This is a genomic window from Aquamicrobium soli, from assembly GCF_042646345.1.
Taxonomy (GTDB): domain Bacteria; phylum Pseudomonadota; class Alphaproteobacteria; order Rhizobiales; family Rhizobiaceae; genus Mesorhizobium; species Mesorhizobium soli_A.
In genome coordinates this window covers 138,033-152,164 of the sequence record NZ_JBHRTK010000004.1, presented here as the reverse complement: position 1 = coordinate 152,164, position 14,132 = coordinate 138,033, and the positions used below count along the sequence as shown (strand labels likewise).

At 64.7% G+C, this 14,132-nt stretch carries 15 protein-coding genes; 11 read left to right on the top strand and 4 right to left on the bottom strand.

Features of this window, described 5'->3' with window-relative positions; all coding sequences use genetic code 11:
* Positions 1-260: 260 nt before the first annotated feature.
* The 7 genes from ACFOHJ_RS04570 (at position 261) to ACFOHJ_RS04540 (ending at position 5,541) form a co-directional block, all read left to right on the top strand.
* The gene (locus ACFOHJ_RS04570; protein WP_378219202.1) at positions 261-1,028 is read left to right on the top strand and encodes an amino acid ABC transporter ATP-binding protein; all 768 of its coding nucleotides are present in this window, start codon (positions 261-263) and stop codon (positions 1,026-1,028) included.
* Complete coding sequence (locus ACFOHJ_RS04565; RefSeq protein WP_378218970.1) at positions 1,028-1,669, top strand: amino acid ABC transporter permease; 642 nt, start codon at positions 1,028-1,030, stop codon at positions 1,667-1,669. Before ACFOHJ_RS04570 ends, ACFOHJ_RS04565 begins: the two co-directional genes overlap by 1 nt.
* On the top strand, positions 1,666-2,316 hold the full coding sequence (locus tag ACFOHJ_RS04560; RefSeq protein ID WP_378218968.1) for an amino acid ABC transporter permease: 651 nt from the start codon (positions 1,666-1,668) through the stop codon (positions 2,314-2,316). Before ACFOHJ_RS04565 ends, ACFOHJ_RS04560 begins: the two co-directional genes overlap by 4 nt.
* 33 nt (positions 2,317-2,349) lie before the next feature.
* Positions 2,350-3,192, top strand: a complete 843-nt coding sequence (locus ACFOHJ_RS04555) for a substrate-binding periplasmic protein (protein ID WP_378218966.1) — start codon at positions 2,350-2,352, stop codon at positions 3,190-3,192.
* A gap of 71 nt (positions 3,193-3,263) precedes the next feature.
* On the top strand, positions 3,264-4,001 hold the full coding sequence (locus ACFOHJ_RS04550; protein ID WP_378218965.1) for an SDR family oxidoreductase: 738 nt from the start codon (positions 3,264-3,266) through the stop codon (positions 3,999-4,001).
* Between the two features lie 2 nt (positions 4,002-4,003).
* The gene (locus ACFOHJ_RS04545; protein WP_378218963.1) at positions 4,004-4,741 is read left to right on the top strand and encodes an SDR family NAD(P)-dependent oxidoreductase; all 738 of its coding nucleotides are present in this window, start codon (positions 4,004-4,006) and stop codon (positions 4,739-4,741) included.
* A gap of 44 nt (positions 4,742-4,785) precedes the next feature.
* The gene (locus ACFOHJ_RS04540; protein WP_378218961.1) at positions 4,786-5,541 is read left to right on the top strand and encodes an SDR family NAD(P)-dependent oxidoreductase; all 756 of its coding nucleotides are present in this window, start codon (positions 4,786-4,788) and stop codon (positions 5,539-5,541) included.
* A gap of 16 nt (positions 5,542-5,557) precedes the next feature.
* Here ACFOHJ_RS04540 and ACFOHJ_RS04535 read toward each other — a convergent pair whose 3' ends face one another.
* Genes ACFOHJ_RS04535 through ACFOHJ_RS04520 form a run of 4 tightly spaced genes read right to left on the bottom strand, consistent with a single transcriptional unit; the run spans position 5,558 to position 10,358 of the window.
* Positions 5,558-6,094 (bottom strand): hypothetical protein, encoded by a 537-nt coding sequence (locus tag ACFOHJ_RS04535; RefSeq protein ID WP_378218959.1) that lies wholly within the window; start codon positions 6,092-6,094, stop codon positions 5,558-5,560.
* Between the two features lie 36 nt (positions 6,095-6,130).
* Positions 6,131-8,176, bottom strand: a complete 2,046-nt coding sequence (locus ACFOHJ_RS04530; protein WP_378218958.1) for an oxidoreductase — start codon at positions 8,174-8,176, stop codon at positions 6,131-6,133.
* Between the two features lie 35 nt (positions 8,177-8,211).
* Positions 8,212-9,534: an NAD(P)/FAD-dependent oxidoreductase gene (locus ACFOHJ_RS04525; RefSeq protein ID WP_378218956.1), complete on the bottom strand. Its 1,323-nt coding sequence runs from the start codon at positions 9,532-9,534 to the stop codon at positions 8,212-8,214.
* A 35-nt stretch (positions 9,535-9,569) separates the two neighbouring features.
* Entirely contained in the window at positions 9,570-10,358 is a 789-nt protein-coding gene (locus ACFOHJ_RS04520; RefSeq protein ID WP_378218954.1) for an aspartate/glutamate racemase family protein, read from the bottom strand.
* A gap of 242 nt (positions 10,359-10,600) precedes the next feature.
* Here ACFOHJ_RS04520 and ACFOHJ_RS04515 point away from each other — a divergent pair, with 242 nt between their 5' ends.
* The 4 genes from ACFOHJ_RS04515 to ACFOHJ_RS04500 all read left to right on the top strand — a co-directional run bounded on the left by ACFOHJ_RS04515 (position 10,601) and on the right by ACFOHJ_RS04500 (position 14,119).
* Complete coding sequence (locus tag ACFOHJ_RS04515) at positions 10,601-11,287, top strand: GntR family transcriptional regulator (RefSeq protein ID WP_378218952.1); 687 nt, start codon at positions 10,601-10,603, stop codon at positions 11,285-11,287.
* Between the two features lie 97 nt (positions 11,288-11,384).
* Positions 11,385-12,134, top strand: a complete 750-nt coding sequence (locus ACFOHJ_RS04510; protein ID WP_378218950.1) for an SDR family oxidoreductase — start codon at positions 11,385-11,387, stop codon at positions 12,132-12,134.
* 34 nt (positions 12,135-12,168) lie between these two features.
* The gene (locus ACFOHJ_RS04505) at positions 12,169-13,143 is read left to right on the top strand and encodes a thiamine pyrophosphate-dependent dehydrogenase E1 component subunit alpha (RefSeq protein WP_378218949.1); all 975 of its coding nucleotides are present in this window, start codon (positions 12,169-12,171) and stop codon (positions 13,141-13,143) included.
* 1 nt (position 13,144) lies between these two features.
* Entirely contained in the window at positions 13,145-14,119 is a 975-nt protein-coding gene (locus ACFOHJ_RS04500; protein WP_378218947.1) for an alpha-ketoacid dehydrogenase subunit beta, read from the top strand.
* Positions 14,120-14,132 lie beyond the last annotated feature (13 nt).

Here is a 14,132-nt window from a genome sequence, read left to right as displayed (position 1 = left end):
AGCGTCGTAATCGGCGGGGGAAGGTTTGCCCTAAACACCGCAGACAAGAAAAACTTGCCGATCTGCCGATTTTCTTGATTTGGCGGGGCAACAGCTTTCGGCACAGTGGCAGCGGAAGGAAATGGAGCGGTCGTCGTTTGCGGCGCGAGCCGAAGGCGGCCGATGGGGAGCAGATCCAGCGCTCGTGAAGGGGCATGCCCGCGCTGGCCGGTGGCTGGCTGGCCAGCCCGGTGCGATGATGGGAAGAAGCTTTGGGCACTTTGAACGACAGCACGCCGAAGTCCTCTTTGGTTCATGTCGAGAAACTGAAGAAAAGCTTCGGCACGCTGACCGTGCTCGACGGGATCGATCTCGATGTCGCGCAGGGCGAGGTGCTGGCGATCATCGGTCCGAGCGGCTCGGGCAAGAGCACGCTGCTGCGCTGCATCAATTTCCTGGAGACGCCGGACGAAGGCCGCATTCGCCTGGCCGGTGTGGAGATCGACGCGGGGCGGCATCCGGGCCAGAGGCAGATTCTTGAGCTTCGGCGCTTGGCCGGGATGGTCTTCCAGTCGTTCAACCTGTTTCCCCACATGACCGTTCTCGAAAACATCAGCCTGGCGCAAAAGCGCGTGTTGACGCGTTCGCAGTCCGAGGCCGACGGCCGATCGATGGAGCTTCTGGAGCGGGTCGGCCTCGCCGCCAAGGCGAAGGAATATCCGCACCGCTGTTCGGGCGGTCAGCAGCAGCGCATCGCGATCGCCCGCGCGCTGGCGCTCAACCCCAAGGTCATGCTGTTCGACGAGCCGACATCCGCGCTCGACCCGGAACTCGGGCTGGAGGTCCTCTCGGTCATGCGCGAACTGGCGCAGGACGGCATGACGATGATCGTCGTGACGCATGAGATGCATTTCGCTGAAAGCGTCTCGGATCACGTGATGATCATGGCCGACGGCCGCATCATCGAATACGGGCCGAGCGCCGAGATCATGCGCAACCCCCAGTCGGCGCGCGCCCAGCGCTTCCTGAACGCGGTGAGGGACCGGTGATGGGCGAGATCGCCACGCAGGTCCTGCTGGGCCTTCCCTGGACGCTGGCCGTCACGGCGCTCGCCCTGCTGATTGGCGTTGCCCTCGGCATGCCGCTGATGCTGGCGCGCAGCAGCCGCTGGCTGTGGCTGAAACTGCTCAGCGGCAGCATCATCACTTTGGTGCGCAGCATTCCGCCGATCGTCTGGCTTTTCGTGATCTTCTTCGGCATCGGCAGCGGCTATTTCCGCATTTCGCCCTTCACCGCCGCCGTGATCGGGCTCGGCCTGATATCGTCGGCCTATATGGCGGAAATCTATCGCGGCGCGCTGCTCTCCATCCATTCGGGCCAGGCGGAGGGCGCCGCCGCGCTCGGGCTGCACCCGGTCCGGGTCTGGATCGACGTCATCATGCCGCAACTGTTCAGGGTGGCGCTGCCGGCGATGGCCACTTTCGCCATCGGGCTGCTCAAGGACAGCGCCATCGCCTCCACCATCGGCGTGCCGGAACTCACCTTTCAGGCCAATGCGCAGTCGATGGCGACCTATCGCGGCATGGAGGTCTTCAGCTTCGTCGCCGCCGTCTACATCGTGATCAGCCTGCCGGTGGCCTGGCTGTCACGCGACCTCGACAGCCGCATGCGCGCCAAGGTGTCGCGATGAGCGTCTTTTTCGAACAGGCCGGCAGCTGGCTTCCGCAACTGTGGGGCGGGCTGATGCTCAGCCTCGGCGTGACGGCGGCTAGCCTGCTGATCGGGCTGCCGCTCGGCTTCTTCCTGTCGCTCGGCGTGATGGCGCGGGAGAGGGCGCTGCGCTACGCGGCCCTTGCGGTCGTCGAGATCGGGCGCGGCGCGCCCTCGCTGGTGCTGCTGCAGTTCGCCTATTTCGGCCTGCCTTCCACCGGGCTTGTCCTTTCGTCCTTCGGCGCCAGCATCGTGGCGCTCAGCCTGTCGACGGCCGCCTATACCAGCGAGATCATCCGCGCCGGGCTGCAGTCGGTGCCGGCGGGGCAGCGCGAGGCGGCGCTTGCCACCGGCATGACGCGGCTCGACACGATGCGCTTCGTCGTCATGCCGCAGGGGCTCAGGATCGCGATCCCGGCGCTGCTCGGCTTCGCGATCCTGATCTTCCAGACGACGTCCCTGTGCTTTGCGATCGCGCTGCCGGAACTCACCAGCCGCGCCTACGAAATCGGAACGAACACGTTCCGATACCTGCCCGCCCTCACCCTAGCAGGCCTTCTCTACCTGATGGTCTGCATACCAGCGACGATGCTCGTAAGCTGGGTCGAGGCCCGAGCCACACACTGAACGGTTAATCACACCAGGGAAAAGGGGAAATTCATGGAGAAGATCATTCATCGCTCGGCACTCGGCCTGCTTGCCGCCGTCGCATGCGTGGGGTTTGCGGCGAGCGCCGGTGCGCAGGAATGCACGCCCAAGCACGCGATCAAGACGGTCGAGGAAGGCTACCTGACGGTTTCGGCGCCCACCTTCCCGCCGTTCTCGATCCCCAAGGGCGAAAACGAGGTCAGCGGCATCGACGGCGAGATCGTCACCGCCATCGCCAAGATGGAGTGCCTGAAGATCAAGGTCGCCAAGGTCGAGTACGCGACGGCGGTGCCTTACGTGGCCTCGGGCCGCACCGATGTCGCGATCGGCGACTACTATCGCACGGCTGCCCGCGCCGAGGTCGTCGCACTCTCCGATCCGCTCTATCTCGACGAGATGGGCATCTACTCCAAGGACGGCATCGACAAGATCGACGACCTCAAGGGCCATTCGGTCGGCACCGTGCAGGGCTACCTGTGGGTGGAAGAGTTGAAGAAACTCCTCGGCGACGACCTGAAGCTCTATAACAACTACGTCGCGCTTTATCAGGACCTCGATACCGGCCGCATCCAGATCGGCATCGACGGCGTCGCCGTCGGCACGTCGGCCCAGCAGAGCGGCAGCGCGCTGAAGGGCGTCCAGATCAAGGTGGCCGACAAGGACGAGCGCGTCCAGGCATCGGTCAATGCGGCGCAGGCGGGCTTGCCCTTGTCGAAGGACAATGCCGACCTGCTGGCGGCGGTGAACGCCGACCTGGCCGAAATCCGTTCTTCCGGAAAGCTGGTCGAAATCCTCGAGCAGTTCGGGCTGCCCAAAAGTGCCGCGGAAGTCGGCGAACCACGCCTGATCAAGTAACTGCCAGCCGGCCGCCCGCCCTGCCTCGGTGGGGCGGGCGTCTGGACCATCGATATTGGAAAGACGCGCAGATGACCGCACGGCCTGGACTTGCTCTCGTTACCGGCGCCAGCAGCGGCATTGGCCGTGCGACAAGCATCGCCCTGGCTGCGGCCGGCTATCAGGTCCTGGCGCTTGCCCGCAGCGAAGGCGCGCTTGCGGAACTGGCGACGACGCCGGGCATCCGGCCGGTCGTCCAGGATGTCACCGACATTGAGAAAATGACGGCCCTGCTGGCGCCGCTGGAACTGGACGTGCTCGTCAACAATGCGGGTATCATGCCGGCGCAGGTGACGCTGGCCGAAATGACCCAGGCGGACATCGACCGCGCCTTTGCCGTCAATGTCGCCGCCGCGATCACGGTGACGCGCCTCACCCTGCCGGGCATGATGGCACGCAGGAAGGGCCATATCTTCTTCATGGGGTCGACGGCCGGCCATGCGCCGTTCCCGAAAATGGCCGTCTATGGCGCCACCAAGGCCGCCATCGCCAGCCTTGCCGCGTCGCTTCGCTGCGAGGTCGCCGGTTCGGGCGTGCGCATCACCGAGTTGGTCGCGGGCCGGGTCCAGACCGAGCTTTACCGAGACGTTCTCGACCCCCGGACACGTTCCGAAATGTATGCGGCGTTCGATGCCGTCCAGCCCGAGGATGTCGCGCGCATGCTCGTCTCGGTACTGGAGATGCCGCCGGCGGTCAATGTCTCGCGCTTCGACATCCTGCCGACGGCCCAATATGTCGGCGGCGGCGGTTTCGCCAGAAAGGAATCCTGAACGTGAACGGGTTGTCTGTGGTCATCGTCGGTGGCGGTTCCGGCTTGGGGCGGCTGCTGGCTGAAATGGCGGTCGAGCAGGGGGCTACGGCCATCGGCATCATCGATATCGACGAGAAGGCCGCGCTCGCCACGGCCCGCGCCGCCGGCTTGAAGAGCGCGTATGCCGGCTGCGATATCCGGACGTCCGCTCCGGCGCACGAGGCGTTTTCGCGGGTCGCGGCCGAACTCGGCCATATCGATACGCTCGTCAATTCGGCGGCGATCTACCCGCGCAAGCCGATGCTGGAAATCACCGACGCGGAATGGGACGCATCGCTTTCGGTGAACGTCAAAGGCACCTATCACATGTGCGTCGCCGCCATCGAGCAGTTCCGGGCACAGAAATCAGACGCCGTCGTCAAGGGGCGCATCGTCAACATCACGTCGGTGGACGCCTTCAAGGCGCACCCGCAAAATGCGCATTATGCGGCCAAGGCAGCGGTGGTCAGCCTGACGCGGAGTTTCGCGCAGGAGGTCGCCCGCGACAATATCCTGGTGAACTCCGTCGCGCCGGCCGGCATGGCCACCGAGAAGGCCCGCCAGGCCGGCTTTCTTGCCGAACTCGCCGCCGCGAGCCCGCTCGGGCGCGGGGGAGAGCCGCGCGAGATGGCCGAATGGGTGCTGATGGCCGGCGGCCCGAAGAACACGTACATGACGGGCGAGAACATCATCGTTTCCGGCGGCTACATCTATGCGTGAGCCGGTATCGGCATTCAGACCACCACGACGAGCTGGCTTTTGACATGGAAAAACCCGTAGCGATCATTACCGGCGCATCCTCGGGCATCGGGGCGGCGACCGCGTTGAGGCTCGCGCGCAGCCATCGCGGCCTGGTGCTCCATGCCCGGAAATCCGCCGAATCGCTGGAGCGCGTTGCCGGCCTGGTGCGCGCCGAAGGATGCGAGGCCACGACCTTCCTGGGCGACTTGACGGACGAGGCGCCCGGCGACGGGTTGGTGAACGCGGCGCAGGCCAGCTTCGGCCGCCTGGACCATGTCGTCGCCAATGCCGGCTTTCCGATCCTGAAGTCGTTCGACGAGGGTTCTTCGGCCGATCTGGAATATGCATTCCGCGGAAATGTCTTCAGCTTTTTCGCGATCGCGCGGGCGGCGGCCCCACACCTTGCCCGCTCCGCCTGCGGCAGGCTCGTCGCCATCGGCAGTTTCACCTCCCATACGTTCCGCACGGATATACGCCAGTTTCCCATGTCGGCGTCCTCGAAGGGCGCGCTCGAGACCGCCGTGCGGAGCCTGGCGATCCACCTTGCCGGACAGGGCGTGACGGTGAACTGCGTGGTTCCGGGCTTCATCGAGAAGGAGAGGGGAACCGAGGACAGCGTTCCGGAAGCCGAACTGGAAAGCTACCGCACGCGCATTCCCCTCGGCCGGCCCGGTGCGCCCGACGATGTGGCGGCCGCCGTGCACTTTCTGCTCTCGGCGGATGCCGGCTATATCACCGGCCAGTCGCTCCATGTGAACGGCGGCCTGTTCATCGCATGACGCCCGCCGGAGCGCGCTAGCCGCGCTCTTCGGCCGATCTCTGCAACGCGTCCTCGAGCAGGCTTCTGGCGGGAAGATACTGGTCGTATAGCTGCTTGCGCACTTCCTGGATGTGGCAGAACGTCAGTTGTTCGATGGTGTCGCAGATATCGGCCAGCTTGAATTCGATGGTCGGGATGTCACCGGTCGCGGCGAGCGCGCGGATATAGGCCTGATACAGCGCGTTCTGCTTAGGCGTCATGTCGCGCAGGTCGCGAAAATAGTCCTTGTCGGGAGGCGGGGTCGAGGCGCGAACGATCCTGATCGTTTCGGCGCTCAGGCCCATCCTTTCCATGAATTCGTAGCCGCCTCCATCGTGGAACAAGGCGTCGTGGAACAAGGCCGCTTCCATCTGGTCGCGGCTGGCGCGCGGATTGAGCATCGCCACGCGGACAGCGACCCGGCGGTAATGCTCCTGCCACGGCCTGCCGTTGAGATCGGACTTGCCGGCATGGCGCTCGCCGAGATGCGCGACCAGGTCCTGGTATCGCCGGTCGGTTGGTTCCAGGAACATGCTTCCATTCCTTGCCGCTGGAGATTTGATCCGAGGTCAGAGCGGATGACAGATCCTAGCCGCATCCAGCATGGCGGCGTGAAGGTTCCGGCATGCCCAGGCATCGCCGACCTTGTACAGCGAGAACCGGCCTTCGGGATAGTTGACGGTCGCCTGCTCGCGGGCGTCGGCCAGGGCGCGCAGGTCGACCTCGCCAAGGTTGCGGGAACGTGGCTTCAGCGCAAAATAGAGGTCGTCATTCGGCAGGGTTCCGTTGTCGCCTATCGCCTGGTCGACCACCATTTGTCGGGTCTTTCCGCTGTAGGTGTTCTGCAGGACGACGAGAAGGCGATTGCCCTGCCGGCTTATCGACTGCGCCCTCGTGTCGGTCTCGATGCGCACGTCGTGCTTGTAGAGCTCGCTCATATGGGCGCCGAGATTGGTGCCGCCGATCTCCCGCCCGAACTCGCGGTCGGGGGTTACGATCGTCACCTTCGCGCCCCTGGCTGCGGCGAACTCGGCGGCCGAGGCGGCGGAAGCCGTGCCATTCTCGTCGATCAGCACGCTTTCGTCCTTCACGCCGGCTTGCCCGGAGAGAAGGTCCCAGACCGACGTGGCCAGTTCGCTGCCGGCGAAACGGCCGACATTCGGCAGTCCGCCGGTCGCGACGATGACGGCATCGGGTTCCTCGGCGAGGACGGCTTGTTCGTCGGCATAGCTGTTCATGCGCAGATCGACCTTCAGATGGTGCATCTGCTGCGCGAGCCAGGCGCTGACACCGGACAGGTCGCGTCTCCACGTGGCGCGCGACGCAAGCAGAAGCTGCCCTCCGAGTTCGCTTGCGGCTTCGAAGAGCACGACCTTGTGGCCGCGCCGCGCGGAAATGCGGGCGGCCTCCATGCCTGCCGGACCGCCGCCCACGACGACCACCGTTTTCCGGGCTTGTGCCGGCTTCACGACCTGGGGGATGGTGGCTTCCCGCGAGGTGGCGACATTATGCGCGCACAGCGCGTCGATGCCGCGAATGGCGCGGTCGACGCAGTAGCCCACGCCGACGCAGGGCCTGATGTCGTGCTCCTGGCCGGAGCGCAGCTTGTTGATGTGGTGGGGGTCGGCGATGAAAGCGCGGGTCATCCCGACCATGTCGACATAACCGCCCGCCAGCGCGTGCAGCGCGGTGGCCGCGTCGGTGATGCGGGTGGCGTGGAAGATCCTGACCTTGTCGGAAACCTCGTCGCGGATGGCCTTTGCCATGGGCAGGTAGGCCGCGGAAGGAACCCACATCGTCGGCCAGATGCGGGCTTCCGACTGGTAGTCGGTGGCCTGCCCACCGACGACGCTGATGAAGTCGATCAGGCCGCTTCTGGCGTAGGTCGATGCAATGGCGATGCAATCGTCCTGCGAAAGCCCGCCCTTGAGCATTTCGTCGCCCGGCATGCGCATGCCGATCACGTAGTCGTCCCCCAGGCGCCTTCGGACGGCTTCGAGGATTTCGAGGCCGAAGCGCATCCTGTTGGCGAGCGAGCCGCCGTAGCCGTCGGTGCGGTGGTTCATGGCCGGCGACCAGAACTGCTCGATCAGGGTACCCGCCTGGCAGGAGATCTCAATGCCGTCGACGTCGCCTTCGCGAACTCGGGCGGCCGCCGCGACATAGTTCTCGATCGTGCGGCGGATGTCGTGGTCCTCCATGGTGGCCGGGAACGTTCCATGGATGATCTCCCGCAGCGGCGAGGGGGAGAAGGTCGGAAGCCAGTTCGTCAGGTCCCAGCGTTCGCGGCGGCCGCCATGCGTAAGCTGCACCGTGCAGTGGGCCCCATCCTTGTGGATCGCCGCCGCCATGCGCCGGAACTGCGGTATGACGGCATCCACGGAGCCGTTTATCTGGCCGTAATAGAAAGAGTTTTCGGCGGAAACGGCCGTCGCTCCACCGAACTGGCTGAGCCCGACGCCGCCCTTCGCCTTTTCTTCCTGATAGGCGATGTAGCGGTCCGTGATATTGCCGGCCAGCACGTAGCCCGGTTCATGGCTCGTGCTCAGGAAGCGGTTCCTGAGCGTGATGTTCCTGATCTGGAGTGGTTCAAAAAGCGGGTCGTAGGCGCCCATGAGCGTCTGGCTCCGTCAATGAATGCGTCGCGATATCAGATCAGGCCCAGCCGGTCCTTGGCCTTGTAGAAGGGGAAGACGAGGCGGGCGGCGCGCGCCTTTATCGACCAGTGGGCAACGTCCTTGCGCTGCTCGAGCAGTTCCACCGGAACGTCTTCCATCCGGCGCTTGCCGGCGGCGAATTCGCCGACGACCCGGCCGAGGTTCTGGGCAAGGTTGACCCCGCGCGTCGAGAAGCCGACGACCGAAAACACGCTCCGGCCGAGGCGTTGCATGTGGGGAAGATAGCTGTCGGTGACGGCGCAATAGCCTTCCCAGTAGCTGTCGAGGACGGTGTCTTCATCGGTAAGCTGCGGAAACAGCAGCTTCAGGCGGGAGCGGGCGTGCCTTTCGCCATAGGCCCTCTTGTCGCCGAAAGCGAAGACCGCTCCGCCCGGGATCAGCCGGCCTTCCGGATCGAGCCGGCCGAAGCCGCCCGACTTGCGCGTATCGGTAAAGCAAAGGCCGGTCTTCAGGATTTCGCGGCGCAACTCGGGACGCAGCGGCCGCGTCGTGGCGTGGTAGAGATAGACCGGGATGACCGAGCGCTGCACCTGCGGCAGGAAATCGCCCGTATAGGCATTGGTGGTGACGAGCACCGTTTTCGCGCGGATGCGGTTCTGGCCGCTGTGCACGACCACGCCGCCGGCGTCCTCCTCGATTTTCGTGGCCGGGCTGTGCTCGAAGATTTTCACGCCGGACTGGTCGGCCGCGCGGCCGAGGCCAACCGCCAGCCCGTAGGGGTTGACGGTGCCGCCCGTAGCGTTCCACCAGCCGCCGAGATAGCCCTGCGCCCCGAGGAGATCGCGGACGTCGGCGGCCGAGCGCCACTCGACATTGGCGCCGAACGCCTTCCAGTCCTCATAGACCTTGCGCACCTTTTGCAAAGCGGTGTCCGAATGGGCGGGCTGCATCCAGCCGTTCTGCACGGCCGAGCAATTGATCTGGAAGGCTTCCGCCTGGCGGAAGGCGGCATCCGCCCCGTTCAGCACCAGCTCGACGAGGGCCTGGCCCTTGCGCTTGCCGAGCATCGAGACGACCTGGGAGGGGGACACCGTGCCGGGGAAGTGCGGCACGTTATAGCCGCCATTGCGGCCCGACGCACCGTTGCCGACGGCGCCGGCTTCCAGGAGAATGACGCTCACCCCACCCATGGCGGCATGAATGGCCGCGTTCAGGCCGCAATAGCCGGCGCCGATGACGACCAGGTCGGCCGTCTCCTCGCCTGTAAGGGCAGGATAGCGGCGTACGGGTTCTTTCAGCGTCCTCGTCCAGACGACACCGGAGAGACTGCTGTCGATAGGGCTCGCCAGGGACATGGTGCGGTTGCCTTGCTGTAGGGTTGCTTGGTGATTCAGATAAGGCCGAGACTGGCGCGGGCGCGGTCCAGCGCCTCGCGGGGCGCGGCCTTCAGGTGCCGGCGGTTGCTCTTGACGACGCCCAGCTTGAGGGAAATGTCGGTCATCGCCTCGAGATATTTCAGGGCGACCGTGCTGGAATCGAGAACGGGCACGCCGGTGCCCGGAATTTCGCCGTAACCGGCGGCGCGCAGCAGGGGGCCGTAATAGGCGCACCCTACCAGAATGACCTCGGCGCCGTCGCGGATGCAGTCAGCGGCGACCGCTTCGAGGCGCGGGATGAAATTCGCATGCGGATCGTCCACGGAGCCGAGCAGAAGCCCGCCGTCCGATTCCGGCATGATGCTGCGGACCGGATTGGCGATGGCGCGACTGGAGAGACCATAGGCCATCAGGTCGTTCTCGATCGCGGCCACGGTCTTTTCCGAGACGGTGACGACCGCAAACCGCTTGCCCATGCTGAGCGCCGCCAGCATCGACTGCTCGCCGACGGAAGCGACGGGAATGTCCAGCACCTCGCGCGTTTCCCAAAGGGGATCGTTCCAGCAGCCGAAATAGACGCCGTCGAAGCCGTCGTCACGCGCCTGCAGGGCCGCCTCGACCATATGCACCGAGTTCAGGTGCTCGGCATAAAGCGAACGCGTGAAATTTCCGCTCCTGGCCAGGAAACGAAATTCCAGTTCGGTATCAGGCCTCAGGGCGGGGCGCACCACCGCATCCAGCTTGTCCCACAGGCGGGAAAGACCATCATTCCTGGTCGTGGGGTGTATCCAGCAAATCTTCACCGGGGCGCCTCGGCATGTTGAGCAGCCAGACTGTAATATGTTATAAAAAAATGTAAACTGGATTCTACCGGCGAACCAGGCCCGTCGGGCGGCTCCTCCGGCTCTGGAGTGCTGTTTCGGCGGCGAATTGGCCTTTGCCGGCGATCGGCTCGACCAGACAGGTCAAAACCGTTTGCCTAGCGCGTTCGGCAAAACATGCTAAACAATAGACGTTACAACAATTGGGAAGTTGCAAGGACATAATGATGGTGCAGGCCCTGGAAAGTTTCGCGCCCTTCGAGCGTACCGAGACGCTCGGCGTGCGTGTGCGCGAGCAACTGCGCCACGCCATCATGGCGGGTCTTTTCAAGCCGGGCGAGAAGCTGACCTTGCGGGCCGTGGCGGCGTCGCTCGGGGTAAGCCTGACGCCGGCGCGGGAGGCGTTGTTCAACCTCGCGGCGGAAGGCGTCCTTGAACTGGGCGAGACGAACGGCTCGATCTACGTTCCCCGCCTCGACGAGGAAAAGCTGCGGGAACTGATGAAAGTTCGCGTGTCTTTAGAAGGGCTTGCGGCTCGCGAGGCGACGCCTAACTTGAAACCGAAAGACATCATAGAAATAAGTGCGCTGAACGACCAGCTGATCGAGGCAAACCAGAAAAAGGAATACAAGCTTCTGATCGACTTAAACTGGAGTTTTCACTTCAGTATCTACAAGGCGTCGGGCATGCCCTTCCTGGTCCGGATGATCGAAAGCTGCTGGCTTCGGACCGGTTCCTACCTCAACGTGATCTATCCCGATTTCGCCAAGACCGACACCGGCATCCTCAATCACATAGCGATCCTGCGCGCGGTGCGCGAAGGCAATCCCGAGGCGGTCGCCGCTGCCGTCACGCACGACATCGAGTTTTCGGGTCAGGCGCTGCACGCGGCCGTCTGCGCCCAGCAGTAGGATTGTCCCTTCCGCAGGCGACAAGCGATAATTTCACTTGACGCCGATTTGATATAACAAATAACATTAGCCATCGTTTCGGGCGATGGAGAATGGGATGTTGAAGGCTGGAGCAAGCGCGCTGGTCACTGGCGGTAGTGGCGGAATCGGCTCCGCGATCGTCAGGATGCTGGCGGGCCAGGGCGTCAAGGTTATCGCGGCGTCGAATGACGAGGCCCGCCTGAAGGACCTCGAAGGCGTCGCCAATGTCGAGACGTGCTTCGTCGATGTGACCGATGTTGCGCGGATGCAGGCGCTTTTCGGCTCGCGGGAGATCGACATCCTCGTCAACGCCGCGGGCGTGCTGGGGGTGACGGGCACCTACTACTCGGTTCCCCACGAGTCGGCCCAGCACATCATGGTCGTCAATGTCGTCGGCGTTCACAACGCGCTGTCCGCCGTGGTGCCGGGGATGGTTTCGCGCAACCATGGCCACATCATCAATATCGGCTCGATCGCCGGCCCGTACCCGTCTGCCGGCCAGCCGATGTACAGCGCCTCCAAGGCCGCCATCCACATCATGAGCGCCAACCTGCGGCTGGAGCTTTTCGGTACCGACGTCAGGGTGACTGAGTTGCGGCCGGGGCGGGTGCGTTCCGGCATGCACGCCGAGATGTTCGAAGGGGACCACGCCAAGGCGGCGGAGCTTCTCTACGATCCGTACGAGTGCATGAACCCCGAGGACGTGGCCGACGTCATCCGCTTCGTGCTGGCGACGCCGCCGCATGTCTGCGTGGCGCAGATCGAGGTCGTGCCCACCCACCAGGTCATCGGCGGCACGAAGATGTACCAGCGGGCCGCGAAATAGGCCTGCGGGCACTGTCATCCTCAGGAGCATCTGGATGAAGAAGAATTCACCTTCCATCGACGAGCGGTTGGAAATGCACCGCCGCATGATTCTGACCCGCCTGCTCGAGGAGCGGCTGGGCGAATTGCACAAGGCGGGCAAGACGCGCGGGCCGATCCATCGTTGCGACGGGCAGGAAGCGGTCGGCGTCGGCGCCACCGCCATGCTGTCTGCCGAAGACTTCGTGACCAGCACGCATCGCGGTCATGCCCACTATATCGGCAAGGGGCTGGACGTCGGCCGCATCGCGGCGGAAATCCTCGGCCGCGAGACCGGCTATTGCGGGGGCCGGGCCGGACACATGCTGATCGGCGACATCACCCAGGGCCTGATCGGCGGCAATGCCATCGTCGGCGCCAGCATTCCGGCAGCGGCGGGAATGGCTCTTTCCATCCAGGTCAGGGGCGCGTCCAACGTGGCGCTGTGCTTCTTCGGCGACGGTGCTGCCCAGACGGGCATCTGCCATGAGGCCATGAACATGGCGGGGCTGTGGAAGCTGCCGATGGTGTTCCTGCTGGAGCACAATCAATATGGCCTCACCGTGCACCAGAGCGTGCAGTCGCCCGTCGCCGACCTGAGCATTCGCGGCGCCGGCTATGCGATGCCGAGCGAGATCGTGGACGGCAACGACGCCGTCGAGGTCTATCGCGCGGTTTCGGCCGCCGTCGACCGCGCGCGCCGGGGCGAGGGGCCTTCGCTGATCGAGGCCAAGACCTATCGCTGGGAGGGCTTTTCGACCTCCGACATGGGCGGCTACCAGAGCGAGGCCGACCTTGCCGCCTGGAAGGCGCGGGACCCCATCCGCATCAGCTACGATTCGCTGGTGGAGGCCGTCGGCAAGGAGCGCCTCGACGCGGTCGAGAAGGCGGCGGTCGCGGAAGTGGACCGGGCGGTGGAGCAGGCGCTCGCCGCGCCGCTTCCGAGCTTCGCCGTCTTCGAACAATCCTCTCCTTACGCCGGGGCCGTCTGATATGAGCATGATGCGTTATGCCGAGGCCCTCAACCAGGCCCTGCGCGAGGAAATGCAGCGCGACCCGACCGTGTTCGTGTTCGGCGAGGACATCGGCCGCTATGGCGGCGTGTTCAAGGTCACGCGCGGGCTGATGGAGGAATTCGGCGAATCCCGCATACGCGACACGCCGATCTCGGAACAGGCCCTGGCCGCCATGGCCGTGACGGCCTCGATGACCGGCACCAGGCCGGTCCTCGAGATCATGTATGCCGACTTCATGCCGCTCGTTCTCGATGCGCTCATCAACCAGGCGTCGATCTACGAGTATCTGTGGGATGGCGTGACGATGCCCTTCGTCCTGCGCACGCAGGGCGGCGGTGGCGCCGGTGCCGGGGCGCAGCATTCCAAGAGCCTCGATGCACTTGTCGCCCATATCCCGGGCATCAAGGTGGTGGCGCCCGTCACCCCGGCGGATGCGAAGGGGCTGCTCAAGTCCGCGATCCGCGACAGCCAGCCGGTCGTGTTCCTGGAGCACAAGCTGCTCTACAACCAGCGCGACGAGGTGCCGGACGATCCGGAGCACCTGGTCGAGATCGGCAAGGCAAAGACCGTCACCGAAGGGCGCGACGTCTCGATCTTCGCCACCTCGCGCATGGTGATCGAGAGCCGGAAGGCGGCCGAACTGCTGGCGGCGGACGGCATCTCCGCGGAGGTGATCGACCTGCGCAGCCTGCGGCCGCTGGACCTTGCCGCGATCAAGGCTTCGATCGCCAAGACGCACCACGCGGTCGTCGTCAACGAGGGGTGGCGCTTCTGCGGCTACGCTGCCGAATTGTCGGCCACGATCATGGACCATGCGTTCGACGATCTCGACGCGCCGGTGGCGCGGGTGACGCTGCCGGACATGCCGGTTCCCTATAGCGAGCCGCTGGAAATGGCCGTGTTGCCGAATGCGACCAAGATCGCAGAAGCCGCACGAAACATACTCAAGTGAGGAGGGTCCGGTT